Source organism: Granulicella cerasi (assembly GCF_025685575.1).
Taxonomy (GTDB): domain Bacteria; phylum Acidobacteriota; class Terriglobia; order Terriglobales; family Acidobacteriaceae; genus Granulicella; species Granulicella cerasi.
This window is the reverse complement of the sequence record NZ_JAGSYD010000004.1, coordinates 45,871-66,051: the sequence shown is the minus strand read 5'-3', so window position 1 is coordinate 66,051 and position 20,181 is coordinate 45,871. Positions and strand designations below refer to the sequence as shown.

Below are 20,181 nucleotides of genomic sequence, written 5' to 3'. Positions count from 1 at the left end.
CCCACTACCGCAGACCGGGCGGCCGTCCGGTCTGCGGTTTCTCCATTGCATTCACTTTCGCGGAGCATCGCTTGGCTTTCACTCGTCGTACGTTTCTGCAATCCACCGCCCTCGCGGCCGCGCATGTCGGCGCAGCGCGGGGCTTTGGTCTTCATGCGCTCAGCGAAAGCGCCGCCGTACGCTTTGACGCGCGCTCGCTGATCGTCCACGGTAAGCGTGTGCTGCTGCTCTGCGGCGAGCTGCACTACTCCCGCTCCACGCCGGAGATGTGGCCCGCACTCCTGGACCACTGCGTCGCGCTCGGGCTCAATGCCATCTCCACCTACTGCTTCTGGAACATCCACGAACCGCAGCCCGGCCACTTCCACTTCACCGAAGACGCCGACCTGCGCCTCTTCCTGCGCCTCTGCGCCGAACGCAAGCTCTTCGTCTTCCTCCGCGTCGGCCCCTACTGCTGCGCCGAGTGGAACTTCGGCGGCTTTCCGGTGTGGCTCCGCGATGTACCGGGCATCACCTTCCGCACGCTGAACGCGCCGTATCAGCAGCGCGTCGCCAGCTATCTCACGCGGCTTACAGAAGAGGTGCGGCCCTTCCTCGCCAGCAACGGCGGCCCCATCGTGCTCGTGCAGGTGGAGAACGAGTATAGCCACATCAGCAAGCGCTACGGCGCTGAAGGCCAGCAATACCTGCGCTGGATGGTGGAGCTCGCCGAACGCATCGGCCTCGGCAAGGTTCCGTTGACGCAATGCGAAGGCAGCGCGCAAGGTGCGCTCGCCACCGCCAACAGCGACACCGTAACGCCCGAGCACGTGGACGAGATGCACGTCGCTGCGCCCAACGCGCCCGCGCTCTGGTCCGAGCTCTATCCGAGCTGGTACGCCCTTTGGGGCCAGCCACACCCCACGCCACGACAACCGCAAACCCTCGCCACCGCCATCCTGAACTTCCTCTCTGCCGGCGGCGCAGGCTTCAACTATTACATGTGGCACGGTGGCACGAACTTCGGTCGCACCGCCATGTATCTGCAGACCACCAGCTACGACTTCGACGCTCCGCTTGAAGAGTACGGCTCACCCAGCGCGCTTGGCCTCGAGCTGGGTCGCTTGCATAGCGCGCTGCACACCGCGCAGCCCTTGCTGCTCGAGGGCGCACGCGAGCGCAAGGCCCTCTCCGCCACGCAGACCGAGGCCACATGGACGCACGCCGGCGATACCCTCACCCTCGCGCTGGACACCGCCGGCGGCGGCACCGCCGAACTCCGCCTGAACGGTCGCACGCTCTACAAGACCTCCGCCGCCGCGCCGCCGAAGCCGCAAAACTGGACCACCGTCGCCACGAACTTCTCCTGGCAACACGCCGCCGAGCCGCTACCCCGCGCCGCGCATCCCCACACCTCCGCCGAAGAACCGGTCGAGCAGCTCCTGCTCACCCACGACACCACCGATTACTGCTGGTACTCCACCACCATCGAAGGCCCGATACGCTCCGGCGCGGAGCTTGCTATCCCCTACGGCGGAGACCTCTTCTACCTCTACCTCAACAGCCAGCTCGTCGAGCGCAACCTCGGCTCGCTCTACGAAAATCGCGGCCCCATCGTCCCGCATAGCGACCGCTATCCGTTCATCGTCGCGAATCATCACGACAACGAACACGATGACGGATATCGCTTCGTCTTCAAACTGCCCGCGATGCCGCCCGGCCACCATCGCATCGATCTGCTCTCTGTGGCCATCGGCCTCATCAAGGGCGACTGGCAGATCGGCTACCCCATGAACATGGAGCGCAAAGGCATCTGGCAAGGCGTGCAGCTTGACGGCAAGCCCTTGCACGGCTGGACCATGACACCCGGCCTGCGCGGCCCGCAAGCCGAAACCGCCCACGCCGCCGACGGCCTTACCTGGTACACGACATCGTTCTCGCTTCCTCTGGCCAGCCAATCGCACGAAGATGTCTACCGCCTCGACGCCACTGGCCTCACGAAGGGCTCGCTCGAGCTGAACGGCCACGCGCTCGGACGCCACTGGCTCCTCTCACCCGCCGGCAGCGACCAACCCTCACAGCGTTACTATCACGTGCCACGAGCGTGGTTGAAGGAGCACAATACATTGCGCATTTTCGACGAGCAGGGCGGCACTCCAACACTGCTTTCCCTGCAACGGCGCCGCGGCGGCTGAGCCTTCCATCCGCGCAATCGTTTCACCGACCCCGCGAGGCAAACTAAGTATCACGGCCTCTAGGATTTAGCACCGCTTCATGTAGCATGACTCTGGAGACGCCTTGCCCGGCAAAAGTAAATCGACGAATCCCGCTCCCACCCTGGTTGATGTGGCCCGTTTAGCCGACGTTGGCCTGGGTACAGCCTCGCGTGCCCTGTCGGGCCAGAACCTCGTCAGCGAAGAGACACGCAAGCGCGTCGAACGCGCCGCCGAGCGGCTCGGCTACCAGCGGAATGAGCTAGCCCGCGGACTCCGCGTCAAGCGCTCCGGCGCCGTCGGCATCGTCGTGCCCAACATCGGCGGCCCCTTCATGGCGCAGTGTATTCGCGGTGCGCAGAAGGTCCTGCGCCAGGCGCACTACACCTCCATCATCGCCTTCACCGACGGCGACGGCCGCATCGAGAACGAGGAGATCGACTACCTCATCCGCCACCAGATCGACGGCATCCTCATTGTGCCCTCCGATGGCGAAGACTCCGTGCTGCACACCACGCGCGTCTCCAAGCTGCCCGTCGTCGCCTTTGATCAACCCATCTCGGCAAGCACCTTTGACTCCGTGCTGGTGAAAAACAAGCAGGCCGCCAAGGTCGCCGTGCAGCATCTCATCGGCCACGGCCACAAGCGCATCGGCTGCATCGGCATCCATCGCCATCTCTACACCATTCAGCAGCGTATCGATGGCTATCGCTCAGCGATCAAGGACGCGGGACTTCCGCCTATGCTCGAGATCGTCTCGCCCGACGACGGCAGCGTCGCCCGACAGATCGACATCTGGCGCGCGATGAAGCAGCCGCCCACCGCTATCTTCAGCATCAACGAGCTCACCACCCTGCAGGTCATCGAAGCCTTCGCCAGCCGCAGCATCAAGGTGCCCGAGGAACTTGCGCTCGTGGCCTTCGACGACGTGCAGCTTGGCCCCTTCCTGCATCCACCGCTGACCGCTATGGTGCAGCCCGCCTCGCGCATCGGAGAAAGCGCGGCCACGCAACTGCTCGCGCGCATCAACGGCAACGCCGACGAGCCCGCCAAGCGCCTGCAGCTTGACCTCGACTTCGTCATCCGCGGCTCCTGCGGTTGCACGCCGACGGCTTAGCTACTTCTCCGCGCCGAACTCCAGCTCGTTGGCCCAGTGCGTCTGCCAAGGGTCATGAAACGTCGGCGGGTTGTCCTTGGAAACCGAGCGCTCCGTCGCCAGCTCGCGCGACTTGCCCTTGTTGTCATTCACGCGGCAGGAGAACTTCACCGTCTTGCCGGCGAGGATGCGCTCATGCACCGCCGGCATCTCCGTCCACGGAATCGATGCTTCCACGATGCGCAGGTTGCCATCGTGGCGCACCACAAGCTGCGCTCCGCTCACCGGCCCCTGGTCGATGGCCGCCTTCGGCTGACGCGGGAAGTACGACTTCACCGGCACGCCCGGCGCCAGCAGACGCCACACCTCAGCGCCGCCGCCAAACTGCTTCGCCACCGGATTCAGCGCATACTCGTAGTCCGTGTCCCAGTACGAGATGAAGTGCGGCATCGTGCCTGCGGGGTACGGCAGCCACGGCTTCTTCTCCAGCACATTGAAGGCGATCTGCACATTGTCATGCCCGCCCGATCCGCTGGGCACATCGAAGTGCTTGCGATAGCTGTAGCGCGGCACGTTGTTCGGCCACGGCAACGTGTTGCCGTCTGCGGTCTTCACCAGCTCGGGATAGTAGTAGCTGTCATCGTCGCGCTTCTCAAAGCGGATCATCCCTTCATCCTGCGTCGAGTCCGGGATGCGCGCGGCGAAGTAGAAGTTTTGATCGTCATACGCGGTCCACACAGTGGGCGCGGCGTCCTTCGCGTCGGCCGCATCGTTGGTCGGCATGAACGGCAGATACGCCTTCTCCGTCAGGTTCGCGCCGATGCCCTCGCTGGCCAGCACCTGCGGCAACACGCCGTCCCACTCCTTCAGGTCGCCGTCCACATGAATCGTCCGCTTCGCAATCCAGTTCACATGCAGCATCTCGTCATGCTCGGCGGCGCCGTCTGCACCCGCGTCAAAGCGCGCATGCAGCGCATAGGCGTTGCTCGGTACCGCCTTGCCATGCACCGGCAGCGAAACGATCTTCGTCTCATCCGCGGCCAGGTCCACACCGACGGAACCCGCCCCCATCTCCCCGCCGGCGACCGTTGCCGACAGCGTTCCATGCACCGGGCGATTCAACACATTCGTCAACTCGATGCGCACCGCAGGCGCGCTCGCGATCGGCGCCGTGAAGTCATGCACCTTGAACTCCACCGGCTCCACGCCCCGCATCGTGGCCTTGCGCAGCGCCGCCACGACGCGCGCAAACGAACCCGCAGAGCCATCGCTACGCAGGAAGAACCCATGCCCGTCGAGCGGAATCGTATACGCGCCGTCCTTCGCCTCCACCGGGTTGCCGTAGAAGTCATAGAGCTTCGTCGCCGCGTTCGCAGCCAGCGTCAGCGAAGCGTTCTCACTCAGCTTCACACTGCGAAAGAGCACGCGGTCGCGCGGATAGATCTTCGTCAGATCGCCCACGACCACCAGCGTTCCATCCTCCTGCCGCCCCTCGCGATCGCCAAACACAAACACCCATGGCAGACCGTTGCGGAAGAGGATCTCGCGAAACGGCCGCTGCCCGATGAACTTCTGCGCCGCCGCAATCGCCGCCGCAGTCGGGTACGCCTGCACCACGGGGAAGACCTCACCGCCGACCTTCACATTGCGGCTCTCGTACACGTTGCCCGCATACACGCCCGCCGTGCGGCTCTGCCCCTGCGCCCGCATAGACGCCAGCACGCCCGCAACGCGGTCCTCAGAGTTCGCGATCCAGCTCTCGGTGTCCCACACACGCACCGGCCCGGTGGCACCCTTGCGATGCACCCACTCGGGCTGCAGACTGGGGTCCGCCGCCAACCCCTGGTAGTGGATACTCACAAAGTCAAAGACCGGCAGAAACGTGTCCTTGCCATCGGCAAAAAGCTTGTCGCGCGCATTCGATGATGACGACGTTCCACCGATCAAGACCTGCGCGCCAGCCTTCCTGCGCGCCGCGAGCACGCCTTCGGCCATGTGCGCATACATCGTTCGATAGCGCGGAATGTCCGAGCCCCAGCCCGAGATAGAGATGCTCTCCCATGGTTCGTTCCACACCTCCACCGCGTTCAGGTTGCCCTTCGGCCAGCCATATTGCGTGGCAAGCTCTTCGGTCCACTGCTGGAACTGCCCATCAAACTGCGGCATCCACGCGAGATCGGCCTTCGACTTCAGCATCGTGCCATCCGGCGTCAGCCATGGCCTGCCCATGCCCAGCGGTTGTATCGGCGAGTGCAGGTCTCCCACGCCGAGCGTCAGCATCACCGTCACATCATGCTTCTTCGCCCATCCGAGTTCACGCTCCAGCCGTGCCTGCTCCGACTTGTACGCCGCATCACTCGGCAGATTGAAGCCCGCGCCCGTGCGCACGCCCTTGATGCCCAGCTTCTGCATCACCACGTAAACGCCTTCGTTCATGTTCTGCGGCCAGTCCGTGTCCAGCGCGTACGTCGGGAACTGCACACGTCCCGCGTCCGGCTCAATGACCCGCGCTACCGTCGCAGCGAACACCCGCCCACGCTCGGGCACGTCGAGCACCAGCGCGTAGCCGCCGTAGGCCGCGGGGATCTTCGGCTCAACGGTGACACGTTGCTCACCGCCGGCGCGCAGATGAAGCTCCACCGCTACGCCGGGGTCTTCCTCCAGGCGATACACCGTCGGCTTCCACACATCCCCGGCAGGCACTGAGGTGCGATAGTGCACGATGCGCAGGTGCGCTTCGCCGTCGAAGCCGCGGCCGGTCGCGTGCACGAGGAACGTCAGCGTCGGCTGCTCGCCGCCCTCCAGCACATTGGCCATCGTTCCCGACGGCGTGGTCACCGTCAGTTCCTGCACGGTGAAGCCGCTGTCCTTGCTCAACGCGAAGGCGTCAGCGTACCCGGGCATGCGTGCGCCGGTGACCATCTGGGCTGAAATCGGCAACGTGCACACAAAGGCGCAAAAAAGCTTTCGAAGGATCACTGGAAACCTTTCCATCATCGCTGGAACTATACTTGCTCCGCCGGGTAACTGACAACGATTTCTGCCACCCATGACTGCTCCTGCCCCCTCGAACTCGCTCTCGCTTCGCGCCTCCGTCGTGCTCGTCACCTCACTGTTCTTCACCTGGGGCTTCCTCGTCTCCCTGAACGATGTTCTCGTCAGCGCTTTTCGGCAGGTCTTTCATCTCAGCTACAGTGAATCCACCGCTGTTCAACTCACCTTCTACCTCACCTGCTTTGCGGTCTCCTACCCCGCAAGCCGGATGGTCTCACGCCTCGGGTATCGTCACGCGTTGACGGTGAGCCTTGCGGTGATGGCCTGCGCCACGCTCGTCTTTGCGCGCGCCTCCAGCCACGCGTCGTTCCAACTTTTTCTCGCCGCCCTCAGCCTTATGGCAGCGGGCATCGCCGCGTTGCAGACCGCGGCCTCGCCCTACGTCTCGCTGCTTGGAGATGCGTCCAACGCGCCCAGCCGCTACAGCCTTGCACTCGCCGTCAACTCACTTGGCTCCATGCTTGCACCGAGCTTCGGCGCATGGGCGATCCTGCCGCGCCTCACGGCTTCCCATGCAGGCTCGGCTGGATTTCGCACGCCGTATCTGGCGATCGGCGCGGGGCTGTTCGCTCTCGTCATCGTCGTCGCCGTGGCCAGGCTTCCTGATCTGCGCCCCGCACAGGCCTCACGCCAGGACGTAAGCTATCGCGCACTCTTCCAGCAACGTCGCCTGCTCTTTGGCGTCGGCGCCATGTTCTTCTATGTCGGCGCGGAGATCGCGATCGGCGGTCTATTGATCAACTATCTCTGCCTCGGCTCCACGCTCGGAGCGACGCGAGAACATGCGGCGTTCCTCGCCTCGCTGTACAACGGCGGGGCCATGATCGGCCGCTTCGTGGGATTCCCGTTGCTACGCCGCGCTAACCCACAGCGCATCCTCGCCGTTCTCGCCACCACGGCTACGCTCTGCGTCCTGCTGTCGGTAAGCTCCACGGGCGTCACGGCCGCAGCGTTGATGCTCGCCGTCGGCCTTTGCAACTCGCTTATGGTGCCGATCCTCGTCACCAGCGCGCTCGACGGCCTCGGTCCGCTGATCGACGCCGGCTCTGGCCTGTTCGTCGCGGCGCTCGTCGGCGGTGCTTTGCTGCCGTCCGTGCAAGGCCACATCGCCGATGCAGCAGGACTGCGCTTCTCGTTCCTTCTGCCCGCACTCTGCTATCTGCCGTCGATCTTCTTCGGCCTGAAGTACAAAGGCCGCCCGCAGCCTCTCGCTGCGAGCGGCCCCGTGCTCGAGGGTTAGTTCTTCGCAGCAGCCACCAGCGCTGCACGCGCGCGCTTCAGGCGAACCTGGTTCGCAGCCTGCTTGCGATGCTGTGCTGCGGCATCTTCGTCATCCTTTGGCTTCGGCGCGACCTTCCAGTCCTTGTCTTCGCGCACCGCGAACTCCTCCACACCTCGCTGTGCGCTGGTGATGAGACCCGGCAAGGCCTTCACCTCCTGTAGCGCCTGCTCCGGTCGATAGCCGATGCGGTCCCCCGTCTGCGAGGCCGCGACCAGATCATTCACCGGCCAGATATCGTTCATCTGCGCATAGGCTCGGCGCAGGTCGACCATCTTTCCCGCAAAGCCATCGAGCAGCGAAGACTGCGCGACGAGCTTCGGATCGCGCTCCACACGGATCGTCACGTCGTGCGCGGTCGAGAAGGAATCGGTGAGCACGATCGTCGTCAGCGTGTTGCCTTCGAAACGCCAGCCACTGGCCTTCGGATCGCGTACGAGCTCCTGGCGCTTGCCGTTGACGCTCACCGCAGTCGGCGGCCAGTCGCCCGGCAGCTCGAGCTGGATCGCACGCGAGCGCACCATGCCAACATAGCTCCCCTTCGCCGCATGAACGACGAGCGTAGTGACCGCACCCTCGCGCGAGGCAGACAACTCTGTGCGTGTATAGGCGGCGTCTTCGTAGCCGCGGCCCTCGCTCGAATCCTCATAGAGTGAGTAGCTGCTCTGCTGCTTGTCGTCGAGCGCGGCCACGCGGACAATCAGCGGGTCCACGGCCTTCTCGCCCACGTGCAGCATCGGCGGCTGCATGGGCACGATCGTTCCGGGACGCATGAAGACCGGCGTCTGCTCAAGAGAGTACTCGCGCGTCATCCGCGCGCCGCCCTGCAGGTGCCTGCCGCTGGACTGCTCGATCCACTCACCCTGCGGCAGCCAGAGGCTCTCCTGAGCAAGCCCGGAGACACTGTCGACCGGCGAGGTGACCGGCGCCACGATGACGTTGTCGCCGAAGAGAAACTCGTTCTTCGCGTCGTAAGCCTCGTTCTGCTCCGGCCAGGAGTAGTACAGCGGCCGCAGGAACGCCACGCCGGTGTCGTATGTGCGTCGTGCCTCCGTGTAGATGTAAGGGATCCATGCAGCGCGCTGGCGCAACGTCGCTTCCATGATGTCGCTGTACGGCTCCGGATACGCCCACACGCGGCGCTCGGCCTCCGGGTTCTTTGTGGTGTGCGTGCGCAGGATGGGGCTGAACGCGCCGAACTGCAGCCAGCGCAGATACAACTCCGGCTCAATCGCACCGGGCATGTGGCCGCCGATGTCGTGGCTCCAGTACGCATAGCCGACGTTCGCTGCGGTTGCTGTGAAGTTCGGCTGAAAGGCCAGCGACTCCCACTTCGAGATGGTGTCGCCGGAGAAGCCGATCTGGTAGCGATGGTTGCCGAGACCACCCCAGCGATGGAAGAGCATCGGGCGCTTGCCCTCGCGCTCCTGGTCGGTGAAGTGAAGATAGTTCAGCCAGAAGGTCGGATCCACCCCGGCCACATCCGTATGCGCTTCCTGCTGCCAGTCGAGCCACCAGAAATCGATGCCCTGCTTCTCCAGCGGATGATGCAGGATGTCGAAGTAGTTCTCGGCAAACTTGCGGTCCGTGATCTGGAACGGCACGTACTTGCCGTCGGTCTGGCCCATGGCGCGCGCCATCTCCGCGTACGGAGCCTCGAAGGTCTGCACACCCGACGCCGGATGAAGATTCAGCGTCGCGTGCACGCCTTCCTCATGCAGGCGATGCAGGAACAACTCCGGTTCGGGGAAGAGGTTCTTGTTCCAGGTGTAGCCGGTCCAGCCCTTCCGGTGGCCCGACGGGTCCTGCTCATTGCCACGCACGGCGATGTGCCAGTCCATGTCGATGACGAGTACATCCAGCGGCAGGTTGCGCGAGCGGAAACCGCTGACAAGTTCGTTCAACTCCTGATCGCTATACGCCCAGTAGCGCGACCACCACATGCCGAAAGCGTAGCGTGGCGGCAGCGGGATGCGTCCGGCCACGCGAACGTAATCGCCCATCTCGCGCGCGTACTCATGGCCGTAGCCGAAGAAGTACCAGTCCACACGCTTGCCGGGCTTGCGCTGCGCAAACCACGGCCAGTTGCTGGCGAGGCCCTTGCTCATCGAGAAATCCGCAGAGTCAAAGAGCAGGCGCGAGGAGTCATCGACCAACGTCCAGCCATCGCGTGAGAGCAGCCCCTGCTCCAGCTTTACGTCATCGCCCTTCACCCCATCGAGCGTGCGTGCCGTACCCAGCAGATTGCCACTGGGCGCCATGCCGGGCTTCCAGGAGACCGACTTCCCATTTACGTCGAGCGCGATGGAAAGGTTTGCGCTGGTGAAGCCTTCGTCCCCCTTTGCGGGCTGATAGGTCAGCTTCAGTGCGCCTGTGTCGATCGTCAGTGTGCGCGTGTCACCGCTGCCCGTCAGCTGCTGTGAAAACTTCGGCACCGCGAGATGGCGGTTGAGAAAGGTGAACGACGCGCGGTCTTCGAAGGTGCCATCTGCTGACCACTCCAGGCGGATCAGCTGCGGCGTCAACACGGTGAAGCGTGCGTGGTCGAACACCACCGCGGCCGCTGCGGCCGCGGTCGAATCATAACGTTCGGCAGTGCCTTCAGTGGCACGCGGTACAGAGTGCTGCGCGGCGGCGACGGGGACAAGCGACAGGCACAGCATGGTGCGCAGGAAATTCTTCACAACAACTCCATGAAAGATCGCGTTCATAAACTGACCCATTGCGACGCGAAGAATCTGTTGACTCTCTATCGTGGCAGAGGGTATAAGTTGCTCGCTCGCAAAGTGGCTCAACTTCAGCATGGAAACGTTACCAGTTTTCGCCCGCTTTTGGCGATAAAAAACGTCTCCACGCCGTCACTGCCAGGTTTATGTCTTGGGGGAGAGCTCTATGGAGTTCTCCTCGGAAAGAGTTTGTACTCATGCGTAAGATCGTCGCAGCTTTTCTGCTCACCACGGCCGGCCTCCTCTCTCTCGCGGGCTGCGGGAACTCCGCGGCCCCGAAGATTACGGACACGCTCACGCCCTCGGGCACGCTGGCACTCGATGCCGGGCAGAGCGTCGCCTTCACTGCGAAGGTGAATAACGACAGCAACAACGGTGGCGTGACGTGGCAGCTGCTCGACAGCTCCGGCGGCCAGTTGACCCAGCAGACCTCAAGCTCCGCGACCTACGTGGCGCCCGCGACGCTCACCGGGCAGTTCATCGCATTGGTGAACGCGTTCCCGATCAATGCACCGCAGTCCTCCGCGACAACGACGATCAACGTCTTCCCTGCGCTCGCCGCGACGACACCGACGATCCCCTCCGGTCGCGTCGCCGCTTCGTACACCTATCAGTTTGCGTCAACAGGCGGAGCCGCACCTGTGGCCTGGAAGGTCGCGTCCGGTACGCTGCCCGCAGGGCTCACGCTTTCGAGCACAGGTCTGCTCTCGGGCCTTCCCACCGTTTCGGGCACCTTCACCTTCTCGGTCAGCGTGACCGACTCGGCGACCACGCCGCAGAGCATCCAACTCTTTGAGACACTGACGATCGTTGCGGCGAACCTCGCCATTACCACGGTGACGCTGCCCAATGGTCTGCTCAATCAGCCTTACAGCGCGACGCTGACCTCGCAGTATGGCACCGCGCCAGTCACCTGGGCTCTCGCCAGCGGCAGCGCAGCGCTGCCCGCAGGACTGACGCTTTCCTCTGCAGGCGTGATTTCCGGTACGCCGACCGCGGCAGGCGCCACGACCTTCAGCGTGCAGGCCACGGACTCCAGCCCCACGCCACTGAAGGCCAGCGCTACCTTCACCATCACCATTTACGCGCCGCTCGCCATCACGACGACCTCCCTGCCGCAGGGCTCGGTGAAGAACGCGTATTCGCAACAACTGCAGTCCACCGGCGGGCAGTCGCCGGTGACCTGGAGCATCACCTCAGGCACGCTGCCTGCGGGGCTCACGCTCAGTAGCACCGGCCTTCTCTCCGGCACGCCGACCACGCCGGTCAGCAACGCCGCGCTCACCGTGAAGGCGACGGACTCCTTCACCCCGGCGCAGACCGCCAGCGTCAACCTCAACCTCACCATCGTGCTGAGCACGCTCGCCATCACGACCACCACAGTTCCCTCGGGAACGACAGGCCTGCCGTATTCGCTGCAACTTGCCTCCACCGGCGGCAATGCACCGATTACCTGGTCGCTCGCGGCAGGCTCCACGCTACCGGCGGGGCTGACGCTTTCCCCCGGCGGCCTGATCTCCGGCACACCCTCGGCGGTTGCCACGACGACCTTCACGGTGCAGGCTACCGACACCACTCCCGCCACCGTAACCCAGACGTACACGATGAAGGTCGTTGCTCCATCGCTGCTGCAGATCGATACGACATCGCTGCCGGCTGGCAATATCGGAACGCCTTACTCTGCGACGCTCTCCGCCTCGCTCGGCACAACGCCCTATACGTGGACCCTCTACAGCGGCACGCTACCGAGCGGCTTCACACTCTCCGCAGGCGGCGTGATCTCCGGCAACACCTTCGTCGGCGGAACGTACAGCTTCACCGTGGCAGTTACCGACAGCACCGGCGCGAGCGTCACCAAGGCCTTCACCATCGCCATCGGAAGTACGCTCTCAGGTGGCACCGCGAACGGGACGCTGAAGGGCAGCTATGCCTTCCTCGTCACCGGCCGCCCGGGCAGCACGACGGTGGGCGATGGCAAGGTCTACGCCCGGGGCATCCTCGGCAGCTTCAACGCCGACGGCAACGGCACCCTCACCGGTGTGGTCGACCTCAACGATGGAAGCAGCGGCGTACAGACGGCCCAGACCCTCTCCGGCACCTATGCGGTGAACACCGATGGTCGTGGCCTGATGACCATCACGATCGGCGCACAGTCGCTGGTGTACGCGGTGGCGCTCTCCAGCCAGACGGCCGGCGTCGCGCAGTACGTCGCACTCACCGGCTTTGACAACTCCACCGGCACCGGCATGCAGAGCAGCGGCTACGCTCTCGCGCAAACGGCATCCGCCTTCGCTGCGAGCACGGTGAAGAACAGCTTCGTCTTCGGCCTTTCGGGCGAGTCCGCCTGCTCCGCCTGCGGCTCGTCGGTCAAGTATGGACCGGTCGTCGCAGCAGGACTCTTCACCGCCGACGGCACCTCCGCCATCACCTCGGGCACCGAGGACGCCTCAGCCTACGGCACCAACTACAGCAGCCTCAGCCTTACGGGAACCTTCGTCGCGCCCTCCACCACCAACGGTCGCGGCACGCTGAAGTTCACCTACACCGGCACGCAGTTCACCGCAGCGCCGGTGAACTACAGCTACGTCATCGTGAACGCCAACCAGATGCTGCTGCTCTCGATCGACACGCACACCACTTCGGCGCTGCTTGCCGGCGAAGCCCGCCTGCAGCAGTACTCCTCCTACGCCGCCACCACGGCCTTCCCTTCCGTCTCCATCAGCTACGAGACCCAGGCGAGCGGCGGCGATGGCGCAACGACCTTCCCCACGGCGTCGAACGCGATCCTCTCCGCGCTGACCTATACCTCGTCGGGCCTCGGCACCTTTCTGGTCGATGCCAATCGAGCGGGTACGTTGACGCAATCGCAGAGCAAGTCCGCGTCCTTCACCGTCGGCGTCACCGGCCGCGTCGCGATGACGATCACCGGCGCGCTCTCGCAGACCATCTATCTCTACGGACAGGGCGCAGGCTACGGCATCGACCTCTCGACCACAAGCACTTATCCTGCGCTGGTACGCTACGAGCTTCAGGTGCCCAGCACCACGTCGCAGATGCCGCTGGATTCCGGCATCTTTGCCGTGGCCACGCCGACGATTCCTGTGGCAGCACCGCTGGATTCCGGCATCTCCACCTGGAGCTTCTCCTCGGGCAGCGTGAACGGTCTCGTCACCGGCAAGATCGCCAACGTGCTCGATACCAGCGTCCCCGCAGGCACGCTGAGCACGGCGCAAAGCTCGTCGGCCACGTACACCGAAGACCTCACGGGCCGCCTGCTCTTCACCACCTCCAGCACCTCGAGCGCAATCGGCTACGCCATCACCGGCACACGCGCGGTGAGCATTCCCACCGCGTCCGCAGCGACGCCGATCGTCTCCACCTACCAGAAGTAAGCATCCACGAGAAAGCCCACGCTGATCCGTCAGCGTGGGCTTTCCGTGACACTCACTCTCAGGCCCCGGTAACCGCCTCCGCCTTCGCGTTTTCTGCAAAGGCAACGACCTTCGCCGCGCTGCTCGTCTCGTTGCCGTGCAGCGCAATCCCGCTCGAAGTCGCGCCCGCAACTTCGACGAACACCGCAGTTCCCGCAGGTGCGCGCGTTCCGCTTACCCAGGCGTTCTGCGTATTGCGTAAGCGCAGCAGAGGCTCGCCTTCGGCCGCAGCGCTTGCCTTCACGTGCAGCAATTCCACATCCGATACATCCTCGGTCGCGATCACCGGTCGAGGGTCCGGAGTCTCCGAGTTCAGGCTGAAGGCACTGACCGAGATCCCCTTCGCATGACGCACATACAAACCCGCAGCGGGAAGCCTGCCAAACATGCGCGCCTCGGGATAGAACTCGCGCATCTCTGGGGGCATTCCATGCGCCCATTTGCGTTCGCCCTTCTCCACGGTTGCGATCGAGATATCCCGCAGCGAGACGTTCTCGACCGGCATCCCTTCGACGCCCATGATCGAACTCGTCAGCAGCGCACCGCGCGCCTGAATGCCGCTGATCTTGATGTCCCGCACGAAGCTGCCTCGGCCCTTGTGTCGCTCGCCAAGTCGCACGAACAGCGGCGTACGCACGTTCTCCATCACGATGTTGGAGATCGCAACGCCTTCGATCGATCCACCATCGACCATCTCCAGGGCAATGCCTGCGATCACGCGTTCATTTAACGGCGATGATGCTTCGTTGTAGATCACGGAGTTTGAAAACGTGATGTTCTCGAAGCGGCCATATGTCGCCGTGCCCAGCTTCAGACCGTTGCAGCAGGTCGTGAACACGCAGTTGGTGATCGTGATGTTCTTGGTGGGCAGCAGCTCGCCGTAGGGGTTCTCACTCTTGATGCAGATCGCATCATCGCCCGTGGCGATGTCGCAGTCAGAGATGAAAACGTTGCGGCTGGCGGTGATGTCCATGCCATCCGTGTTCGGCGCAAAGATGGGATTGCGAACGCGCACGCCGTGAATCCAGACGGACTCACAAGCGATCGGACGCATCGTCCAACTCGGCGCATTCGCCAGCGTGACGCCCTCGACACGCACGTTGCGGCAGCGGGCAAACTCAAGCATAGGCGCCGGACGCCGGGGCGTAGCAGCTTCGTAATCCCACGCAACCACGTCGGCCCACATGTCTTCGGGCTTCGCCTGGGGGCGGCCCTTGCGATGCCAGAAGTGTGCGCCGTTGCCGTCGATCGTGCCAAGTCCTTCGACCGCGATGTTCTCCGCGTCGATCGCGAAGATCAGGTGACGACCGTTCGCATCGCCTTCTTCAGCAGGGCCCGGATGATACTGGTAGTCCTCCGTTCGAGGACTACCCAGCAGCTCCGATCCCGCCTCAAGACGCAGCGTAACGTTGCTGCGCAGTTGCAAGCCGCCGCTGAGGTACACGCCCGGCGTGAGCACCACGACGCCGCCACCAGCTTCGTGCGCACGATCGATCGCCCGCTGCAGCGCAACCGTATTCAGCGTGCGCCCGTCAGCGACAGCGCCTTCGCTCGACGCCGCAACGACCTTGCCCTGGGCCGCGGCGGTAATGCTCATCGCGCCCGCCATGCCCGTGGCCGCGAGAAACCGACGGCGGTCCAGCAGCTTCTGTTCTCCGCTCACGACGCACTTCCCTTCGTCGAATCCAGCGTACTCATCAACACCCACTCCTTCTGCTGCCAAAGCTGCAACGGTCCGGCCGGCGCGCTCTGCTGTCCCGGGGGTGCGAAGCCATACGCCGGCTGCACGCCGGTCCAACGCTCTCCGCTCCTGGTCAACTTTGCGGTGGCGGCGATCTTCGGCGCAGCCGCAGATGCGTCACTCTCGCTGGCGAACCTCGCCAGCCAAAGCGTATTGCCATACGCTCGTCGATGCAAACCGAAGGAGTAATTGTCGAATGCAGCAGCCGCGCCTTTGCCATCCCACGCGCCCGCGCGATAGTACTTGAAGCGCGCCATCTGCAACGGCTCCAGACTCGTGTCTTCGAGCACGCCGCGATACTCATCTTCCGACGCCTGCACGTAGGCCACACGCGTGTAGCCCTCCAGCGTTTCGGGCGCAAGCTCCACCGGTAGCTCGAACTTTGGCGGCAAAGGATCACGGTCCAGCAACGTGGTCTCTGTGCGTTTCCAGCCATTGGCCGCAACCACGCCGTTCACCAGGCCACGATCCAGGAACGCGCGCAACGCCAGCGCAATGCCCTCGTCGGTCGTGCCGGTGATCGTGATGACTTCTGTTTCGTAAGGCGCGCTCGGCACGACGAGCGAATGCAAGAACGGGCTGCGGTCTGACTCCACGTACCCGACATCGCCGCTGAAGCCACCGAAGCCGTAGATGTAAGCCCCCTTGGCGGAGAACTCCGCTTCACGCTGCCACGCGGCGACGATCAGTGGATCGTCGGGACGACCGATCAGCAGCAGGTGGTTGTAGGCCAGGTCCTTCGGCGAAGCCAACAGCTTCCTCGTGTCGCTCACCGGGACCTTGCCCGTTGCTCCCATCGCGCGCAGCAGAGGATGCGTCGGGGCAGCTTCCTGCAGCGAGGCCAGCGCCGTGGCCAGCTTCGCGCTCACGCGCGCATCCACACCGAAGAGAAGGCCACGCGCCGGCCCTGCGACCGCGTTTACAAACGCGCCGATCGACGGCGGATTGACCGAAGCGAGCAACCCGCCGCCTGCAGCAGCTATGAAATCACGACGACGCATCAGGCCACCTCCCTCAGTGCGATGATCTCTGCATCCGCAGGCCGCACCGGCATATTCACCACCCAGAAATCACCCTCGCGCTTCACGTCGAAGGCCACATGATCGTTCACGCCGCAGGCCTGCGCAGACTTCGCGGCAGGATTCTGCACACGCACGCGCACCTGCAACGCACGTCCCTTCTCCCACCAGTCTTCGACGACCACCAGACTCGTCGCGCCGGAGCGAAAACCGTAACCGGAAGCGCCTGCAGGAAACTGCAACGGCAACGCCAGGGCCTTCGTAATCTCCGGCTCAAGCCGCATCGCGTCGAGCGCGTTGAAGCTCATCGGATCTGCAGCCAGCAGCGGCACGCCGAGCTTCTTCATCGCCTCGATGCCCGCACCGCCTTCACCGCCGCCGAACGCGATTATCTTCACGCCACGCTTCTGCAACGCGGCAACATTGGCCACCTCGGCCTCGTTGAACATCGCCGGGTTGAGCAGCACCAACGGCGCATCGCCCTTCCATTTGTCCAGCGTGCGCAGGTTCGCACCAAACGCCAGCGGAACGCCGGCGTTGCTCAGATACTCGAACGCCCGCGCGTACACGGGAATCAGCTCGTTGGCTTCCAGCGCGTCGCCGCAACTGAACTTCACGTGCGCGGGGTCTGCATAGAAGCTGCTGCTGACCACAAGCCCGGCACCGAGCGGAGCCTCCGGCGACAGCAGCGAATGACGCTCCAGCATCAGCCACCACTGCTGCCAGTCGTTGTCGTTCATCGTGTACGCGATGCCCACGTTGGAGTTGTAACCGTACGTATAGACCGAGCGGAAGCTGCCGTCGTCCCACACCATGCCGCGCCACGCGCGGTCATACATCACGCGCCGCGAGGGCTCCGTGGTCGACACCGGCGAGTGCCAGTGCTCGTTGTTCAGAACGCTCGACGGATAGCCCCACATGCCCTGTGTCGAGACCTTCCACGCAGGGTTGAAGGCGATCTCGCCAAGCTGGCGCCCGGTCGTCAGCGCAGAGCTGTCGGAGATCATTCCCCACGTCGAATCGTCACTCATGCCGCGGATCGTCGGTGCCAGCGCAGCAGCGGCGTCTGCGCCTGCAACGATCGGCAGTCCCTGCGCAATGATCGTCAGGTCCTTCTTCTCGGCGGCGAATGCGTCGCGCATCCCTTTCACCGCCGTGCAATAGCGCTCCAGGTGCCAGGACTGCCACTCCGCCTCATGCTCGGCGTGAATCTCCGCGCCCACCTGGCTCCTCGTCTTGCCCTTCAAGCCAGGTTTGCCGCTACGACGCAGATGACGATCGAACTCAACGTAGTCCTGCCATCCATGCAGCGCGGTGGTGTCCGGCCCGGTGTCCCAGCGGTCGGAGAAATCCAGATGCACCATCGGCGACTTCGACCAGTTCGGATGCGCCTTCATGCGCTCCACCAGCAGCGGTGTCGCAACGTCGAAGAAGAACTGCCCGCCCGCGAAGGACTTCCACGGCGAAGAGTAGTGGCGCATGTCGTCTTCAGAAAGATAGAGCCGCGAAGACGCGGTGCGCGCCTGCTGACGAATCTGTTTCAACTGCCGACTGTAAGCCCACACCAGATCATCCGGCTGCCCCCAGCCGGAGATGATCTCCGCCGTGCCTGTGCCGGTATTAAAGACGTTGCGAAAGCCGCGCGTCACGATGAATCCCAACGCTGCGCTGTCGTCTGGAATGATGTCGGTGATCGGCTTCAGCGCCTTGTCTCCGCGCGTCACCAGCAGCGGCATCGACGAGTGACTGCGGCCTGCCGTGGCCGTCAAGCGGTAGAAGCCGAGTTCCGCATCGTCCGGCAGTTTGCACTGCAGCTTCAGCGACTGTCGCGTGCCACCATCCAGAGCAACCTCCTGCTTGAGCAGCGACTTCTTCTCGCCGGTCATCGCGTTCTCAAGCGTCACTTCCACCGTCTCCTTCGCTGATGGCGGCGCTTCTCCCACCCAACCGGAGATGCGAATGTCGCCCAGCCACGGGGCCTGTCGACGCTTGCCCGGCTGCGCCGCAACCCACGGAAAGCGGATCGTCAACTTCGTCACCGACGCAGGCTGCTTCAGCGGAACATACGCCTGCCCATGGCCCGCGATGAACGCGTCCTCCAGCGGAGCGCGCAGCACTTCCTTGTCGTCGAACTGCACGATCGCGAGCAACGGATTATGCTCCTGGCCATCGACCGAAGAGCCATCGCAGCCCACGATCGTGAACGACGCCACCGTCACCGGCTTTGCGAACATGAACAACAGCACGTTGTCGGAGTTGCCCTTGCCCTGCCACGATGCCCACGCGTTGATCGCGTCCACCGGGCCCTTGCGATAGTTCGTCGCTTCATCGTTCAACGCCATCACGGACTGGTTCGTCTTGTCGACGAGGTCCACAACCGCCGCGAATGGCGCGAGATTTCGCAACCCGTTCACAACCGTCACACTGGCGTTCACCGTAGCGCCAGGCGGATACGCATAGTTCCCGACAGCCGCACCCATACGGTTGCGAAACGCGCCGAAGTTCTTCGAGTCAGGCTTATGAAACGGCGTCGGAATCGAACCAACGGAGTCTGTGTGCAGACGCACGCGCAGCGCGGGTTCGAGGTCGACACTCAAACGGCGCTCCGCCATCACGACGGATTCATCAGCAGAAAGCGCTGCCACGCGTACCTGCAGCGACTCGCGCGCGTCCAGGGCCTGATACCCCATGCTCGACGCACGCGGCAGCTGCAGGTCCACGGTCGCCTTGCCGCCCGCAGGCACGGTGACCGCAGGCTTCGCAGGCACCACGTCGCCGATCATCGCGCCCTCCCACGTGAGCACGCGTGCGAAGACGCGCACCTCTGCAGGCGAGCTCCCCGCGTTCTCGAGTTGTACCGTGACGTGCGGCCCATTCGAGGCCACTGAGAGCTTGATGGCTGCGGTTTCAGCCGCCGTAGCCGCGCTCGGCAGCGCACGCTTTTCGCTCACCCAGCGCAACAACGCAGACCAGATCGCCTCCGCGTGAGGCGCGGCGTCGAATCCAATCACTGAACTCGCCAGCACGACCACGCGCCCGGCGCCGTAACGACCCGTGACAATCAGCGGTTGCGCTGCACGATCGCTCGCACTCACGCGTACCTGCCAGTCGTGATTGAGCAGCGGCCTTGTCCACGCATCGTTGTGCGGCTTCACCGTGCGGTCCATCTTCGGGATGCGGCGATCAAAGCGCTCGTAGCGTCCTTCGCCGCGCTCCACGGCCGAGACCGGACGGATCGGAAAGAAATACGGCAGATGCAGTCCCTGCGGCTCATCCTGCGCAAACACCGACTTGTCCCACGAACCAGCTTCGATCGGGCGATCATTCTGCGACTTGATGTAGCCGATCTGCGCGCCCCAACCGATCGTGGGCAGCATCGCGCTCAGGCGTGCCGGAAGCTTGAGCGAATTGCGCGAAAGCGACAGGATGAAGTTCGCGCCCAGCCGCACAGACTCCTGTAGCTGCGTGATCTGCGCGTCGGAGAACTCGCCTCCCGCCTCCCAGAACACTACATCTCCGGGCGGTGCAGCAATCGCGTCGGCGACCTTCTGCGCCTCCGCAAACTGCATCCCCAACTGCTGCGCGGCCTTCGCCAGATGCGGCGCATCCTTCTCACGAAAATTCGTTCGTAAGATCGACATCG

Annotated in this window: 9 protein-coding genes; 4 read left to right on the top strand and 5 right to left on the bottom strand. The window is 64.0% G+C overall.

Annotated elements, in window-relative coordinates; genetic code table 11:
• Positions 1–71: 71 nt before the first annotated feature.
• Together OHL11_RS13895 and OHL11_RS13890 are read left to right on the top strand one after the other, a co-directional pair.
• Positions 72–2,174 carry a beta-galactosidase gene (locus tag OHL11_RS13895; RefSeq protein WP_263372128.1) on the top strand — a complete coding sequence of 701 codons (2,103 nt, stop codon included), beginning with the start codon at positions 72–74 and terminating at the stop codon, positions 2,172–2,174.
• Positions 2,175–2,277: 103 nt separating this feature from the next.
• A complete protein-coding gene (locus OHL11_RS13890; protein ID WP_263372127.1) occupies positions 2,278–3,309 on the top strand; it encodes a LacI family DNA-binding transcriptional regulator in 1,032 nt (343 codons plus the stop codon).
• Here the strand turns inward: OHL11_RS13890 and OHL11_RS13885 are convergent, their stop codons facing one another.
• The gene (locus OHL11_RS13885) at positions 3,310–6,228 is read right to left on the bottom strand and encodes a DOMON domain-containing protein (protein ID WP_263372126.1); all 2,919 of its coding nucleotides are present in this window, start codon (positions 6,226–6,228) and stop codon (positions 3,310–3,312) included.
• A 109-nt stretch (positions 6,229–6,337) separates the two neighbouring features.
• On the opposite strand from OHL11_RS13885, the gene gluP reads away from it, so the two are divergent.
• The gene (gene gluP / locus OHL11_RS13880) at positions 6,338–7,582 is read left to right on the top strand and encodes a glucose/galactose MFS transporter (RefSeq protein ID WP_263372125.1); all 1,245 of its coding nucleotides are present in this window, start codon (positions 6,338–6,340) and stop codon (positions 7,580–7,582) included.
• Here gluP and OHL11_RS13875 read toward each other — a convergent pair.
• Positions 7,579–10,305 (bottom strand): glycoside hydrolase family 31 protein, encoded by a 2,727-nt coding sequence (locus OHL11_RS13875; protein ID WP_263372124.1) that lies wholly within the window; start codon positions 10,303–10,305, stop codon positions 7,579–7,581. The genes gluP and OHL11_RS13875 overlap by 4 nt on opposite strands.
• Before the next feature lie 239 nt (positions 10,306–10,544).
• Here OHL11_RS13875 and OHL11_RS13870 point away from each other — a divergent pair, with 239 nt between their 5' ends.
• Complete coding sequence (locus tag OHL11_RS13870) at positions 10,545–13,739, top strand: beta strand repeat-containing protein (RefSeq protein WP_263372123.1); 3,195 nt, start codon at positions 10,545–10,547, stop codon at positions 13,737–13,739.
• A gap of 58 nt (positions 13,740–13,797) precedes the next feature.
• On the opposite strand, the gene OHL11_RS13865 is transcribed toward OHL11_RS13870, so the two are convergent.
• Genes OHL11_RS13865 through OHL11_RS13855 form a run of 3 tightly spaced genes read right to left on the bottom strand, consistent with a single transcriptional unit; the run spans position 13,798 to position 20,179 of the window.
• Positions 13,798–15,441 carry a glycoside hydrolase family 28 protein gene (locus tag OHL11_RS13865; protein WP_263372122.1) on the bottom strand — a complete coding sequence of 548 codons (1,644 nt, stop codon included), beginning with the start codon at positions 15,439–15,441 and terminating at the stop codon, positions 13,798–13,800.
• Positions 15,438–16,520 (bottom strand): hypothetical protein, encoded by a 1,083-nt coding sequence (locus OHL11_RS13860; RefSeq protein ID WP_263372121.1) that lies wholly within the window; start codon positions 16,518–16,520, stop codon positions 15,438–15,440. The genes OHL11_RS13865 and OHL11_RS13860 overlap by 4 nt, the downstream gene beginning before the upstream one ends.
• Positions 16,520–20,179, bottom strand: a complete 3,660-nt coding sequence (locus OHL11_RS13855; RefSeq protein WP_263372120.1) for a hypothetical protein — start codon at positions 20,177–20,179, stop codon at positions 16,520–16,522. The genes OHL11_RS13860 and OHL11_RS13855 overlap by 1 nt, the downstream gene beginning before the upstream one ends.
• Positions 20,180–20,181: the final 2 nt, after the last annotated feature.

Coding starts and splice junctions, on each gene's coding strand:
- OHL11_RS13870 (WP_263372123.1), top strand. CDS start 10,545: ATGCGTAAGATCGTCGCAGCTTTTCTGCTCACCACGGCCGGCCTCCTC.
- gluP (WP_263372125.1), top strand. CDS start 6,338: ATGACTGCTCCTGCCCCCTCGAACTCGCTCTCGCTTCGCGCCTCCGTC.
- OHL11_RS13860 (WP_263372121.1), bottom strand. CDS start 16,520: ATGCGTCGTCGTGATTTCATAGCTGCTGCAGGCGGCGGGTTGCTCGCT.
- OHL11_RS13855 (WP_263372120.1), bottom strand. CDS start 20,179: ATGTCGATCTTACGAACGAATTTTCGTGAGAAGGATGCGCCGCATCTG.